The sequence below is a fragment of the Desulfobotulus sp. genome (genome assembly GCF_034006065.1).
GTDB lineage: Bacteria > Desulfobacterota > Desulfobacteria > Desulfobacterales > ASO4-4 > Desulfobotulus.
Window position 1 is genome coordinate 1 of the sequence record NZ_JAVETM010000103.1, and the last position, 3,378, is coordinate 3,378.

General features: G+C 56.9%; 5 protein-coding genes. All 5 read left to right on the plus strand.

Annotated elements, in window-relative coordinates; genetic code table 11:
- On the plus strand, nt 1-293 hold a 293-nt coding region (locus RBR60_RS16455), incomplete at its 5' end, for a polysaccharide biosynthesis protein (protein ID WP_320358820.1).
- Nucleotides 294-316: 23 nt separating this feature from the next.
- Nucleotides 317-1,387 (plus strand): Gfo/Idh/MocA family oxidoreductase, encoded by a 1,071-nt coding sequence (locus RBR60_RS16460; RefSeq protein ID WP_320358822.1) that lies wholly within the window; start codon nt 317-319, stop codon nt 1,385-1,387.
- A complete protein-coding gene (locus RBR60_RS16465; protein ID WP_320358824.1) occupies nt 1,384-2,466 on the plus strand; it encodes a hypothetical protein in 1,083 nt (360 codons plus the stop codon). Before RBR60_RS16460 ends, RBR60_RS16465 begins: the two co-directional genes overlap by 4 nt.
- Nucleotides 2,463-3,176 (plus strand): pseudaminic acid cytidylyltransferase, encoded by a 714-nt coding sequence (gene pseF / locus RBR60_RS16470; RefSeq protein WP_320358826.1) that lies wholly within the window; start codon nt 2,463-2,465, stop codon nt 3,174-3,176. The genes RBR60_RS16465 and pseF overlap by 4 nt, the downstream gene beginning before the upstream one ends.
- Nucleotides 3,173-3,378: hypothetical protein (locus RBR60_RS16475; RefSeq protein ID WP_320358829.1), on the plus strand; the 206-nt coding region annotated here is incomplete at its 3' end. The genes pseF and RBR60_RS16475, both read left to right, overlap by 4 nt.

A 3,378-nucleotide genomic window follows, 5' to 3' on the forward strand; every position in this document is an offset into this window, starting at 1 on the left:
CCATGGCCCCGGATCTGGAACAGCGGATCATCGGCATCCGCCCCGGAGAAAAGCTCCATGAGACCATGTGCCCTGCGGACGACTCCCACCTTACCCTGGAGTTTCATGATCATTATGTCATTCGTCCTACTATCATTTTTTCCAACCGCAACAACATGTTTGACGTGAATCTCCTGCGGGAGGAAGGCAAACCCGTGGAGGAAGGTTTTGCCTACAACTCCGCTACCAACCCGCACTTTCTTTCCGTGGAGGAAATCCAGGAATTCAACCATCTGGCGGAACTGGATCATTAAGCATCGCAGCAAAGGAAGACTTCATGCAGCATTACCGTGCAGCCCTCTGCGGCCTTGGCAACATCGCCTGGCGTTTTGACCACGGCTCCACAGGCCCTGTGCGCCTTTCCCACGCAGGGGCTTTTCTTGCCCATACCCGCGTCCGCCTTGTCAGCGGCTTTGATCCGGAAATCCGGGAGCGGAAGGCCTTTACCAAAGCACTGAAACTCCCCGCCTTTGATAGTCTGGAGGCCCTGCTTGCGGAAAAGCCGGATCTTGTCAGCATCTGCTCTCCGGCTCCCTGGCACTTTGAACAGGCCATGGCCTGCATGGAAAAGGCCGTGCCCATGATCTGGCTGGAAAAACCCCCCGCCCTGACCCTTGGGGAAATGGATGCCCTCATTCAAACCTCGGAACAAAGGGGCAGTACCCTCCTTGTCAATTACCAGCGCCGCTACCTCCCGTCCTATCAGGAACTGAAAAAGGCCCTCACGGAAGAAAGTTTAGGCCCCTGCCGACACATCCGGGCCGTCTATTCCAGAGGGCTGGAAGCCAACGGCTCCCACATGCTGGACATGATCTTCTTTCTCACGGAAGACAGAATGAAGGCAGAACTGCTCTGGGTATCCGGCAAAGGAGAAAGCCCCTCCTTCGGTTTCCGCCTGAAGACCCAATCTGAAATTGAAAGCACCCCAAACGGCATGCCTCACCCCGCCCCTCTTCCAGAGGGAGACAAAGGGCCTTGCGGTTTCAGAAAACTCCCTGAAGATGTGGAAGTATCGGTGACGGGCATGGATCTTTCTTACCACAACATCGACATGGAGCTGACCTGTGAGCAGGGCCGTCTTTCCGTCCTGCACGGCGGCATGACGGCCCTTGTGGAAAAAAAGGAAGAACACGAACACTTCCAGGGCTTCTTCCGGCTCAAAACCGATCCCGATGCTCCCCTCACAAGACTTTCCGGCATTGCCGGAGCCATGGAAAACGCCCTTTCAGATCTCATGGAAAGTCATGAAAAGCAGCGGCCTCCCCTCAGTACCCTCCGCTCTTCCCGAAACACCATGGCCCTCATGGAAAGGGTACGCAACTTCCAGAAAACGGGGAGGGCCCTGTGATTCTCTTTGCCGGAGGCGATGTGGGAGGATGCCGGGCACTGCTGCCCGTCATCCATGCCTGTAAAGAAAAAAACCTTCCCTTTGCGGTGCTGGCCCACGGGCATATGCTTAAAGAAAATGCCCCGGACTGGCCCATGCCTGCCCCCCCATCGGATAAAGATTCTCTGGAAGACTGGCTTGGCAGCAGGGGCGTTACGCTGATACTTTTCGCTTCCAGCGTCCATGATACCCTGCCCCTTACCCTTGCAAGGGCAGGGCAAAGGGCAGGACTTCCCGTCATCCATGTGCTGGACAACTGGTCGAGTTACCGAAACCGCCTTGAAAACGACGGCCTTCCCCCCTTCATGCCAGATCATTATGCCCTCATGGATGAAATGGCCCTCAAAGCCGCCATGAAAGAAGGGCTTCCGGAAAATATGCTCGTCATTACCGGCCAACCCGCACTGGCAGGTTTAGCGGACAGCGCAGCCCGCCATCCAGCGCCAGTCCCCCAAAAACCCTTCTCCCTTCTTTTTGTTTCCGAACCTGCGGAAGCGGATCAGGGCAGCGATCCCGGCAACCCCGCCTTCAGGGGCTACACGGAAAAAGACGTTCTCCGTCTTCTCTGCGCCGCCCTTCAACCCTGGATGGACGATCTTTTCCTCCATCTTCTGCCCCATCCACGGGAAGAGAGATCCGGCCTTGCGGCGGTCTGGGAAGAAAACCGGGGCGGGCTGAAGGGCCGGGTTCTGGATCAGGCCACAGCCCATGGCCGGGAGGAAGTGCTGAAAGCGGACGGCATCATGGGAATGACCTCCATCCTTCTCTATGAAGCCTGGCTTCTCGGAAAACCCGTACTGAGCTTTCAGCCCGGTCTGCGCCAGCAAAGTCTGGCCCAGCTCGCTTCCCGGCCCGGTGTCTTTTTCACGGATAAGAAGAAAGAACTTTCCCCCCTCCTTTCCCTGTGGCTGGGCACCCCCTTTCACAAGCCTCCCGTTCCAAGGAAGGACCTCACCCGGCACAGCCAGGCAGCTTCCCGCATTCTGGATCTGGCCATGACCTGCCTGAAAAAAACCCAGATACCCACGAGGACACCATGAGCATTGCCATCATCCCCGCAAGGGGGGGAAGTAAACGCATCCCCTTAAAAAATATCCGGCCCTTTGCCGGAAAACCCATGATTGCCCACAGCATTGAGGCGGCAAAACAGGCAGGGGTTTTTGACCGCATTCTCGTTTCTACGGACTCTCCTGACATCGCAGCCATTGCCCGTGAATACGGGGCGGAAGCCCCCTTTGTGCGGCCTCAGGAGCTTTCCGACGATCACACGCCCACAGCGCCCGTTCTCCTTCACTGCCTTGAATGGCTGAAGGAAAAAGGAGAAACTCCGGCATCCGCCTGCTGCATCTACGCCACAGCCCCCCTGATTCAGGCCCGCTACATCCGGGAAGGATATGAAACCCTTACAAAAAAAGGGGTCTCTTCCGTTTTTTCCGTCACAAGCTTTCCCTTTCCCATTTTCAGGGCCCTGCGCATGACAAAAACCGGGCACCTTGCCATGTTCTGGCCGGAGCATGAGCTCACCCGATCCAACGATCTGCCCGAAGCCTTCCATGATGCAGGACAGTTTTACTGGTTTGACTGCAGAAAATTCATGGAGAGGCCGAAGATATATACAGCCGACGCCCTGCCCGTGATTCTGCCCCGGCATCTGGTTCAGGACATTGACACGGAAGAGGACTGGCATCGGGCGGAATATCTGTTTCAGGCCATCCACCTTTCCGGAGAAAAGAAAGAGACCTATCCATGACCCTTGCCATTCACGGCGGAAGCCCTGTGCGCACCCGCCCCTTTCCCCGCCACAGAACCATCGGAGCCGAAGAAAAGAAAGCCGTCTGCCGGGTGCTGGATTCCGGTGTGCTGTCCAGATACCTCGGATGCTGGCACGAGGATTTCATGGGCGGCCATGAAGTCCGGGCGCTCGAGGAGGAATGGGCGGCGTATTTCGGCAC

What these genes read in the sequence shown, in the direction of transcription:
- RBR60_RS16460 (WP_320358822.1), top strand. Translation starts at nt 317, where the DNA reads ATGCAGCATTACCGTGCAGCCCTCTGCGGCCTTGGCAACATCGCCTGG.
- pseF (WP_320358826.1), top strand. Translation starts at nt 2,463, where the DNA reads ATGAGCATTGCCATCATCCCCGCAAGGGGGGGAAGTAAACGCATCCCC.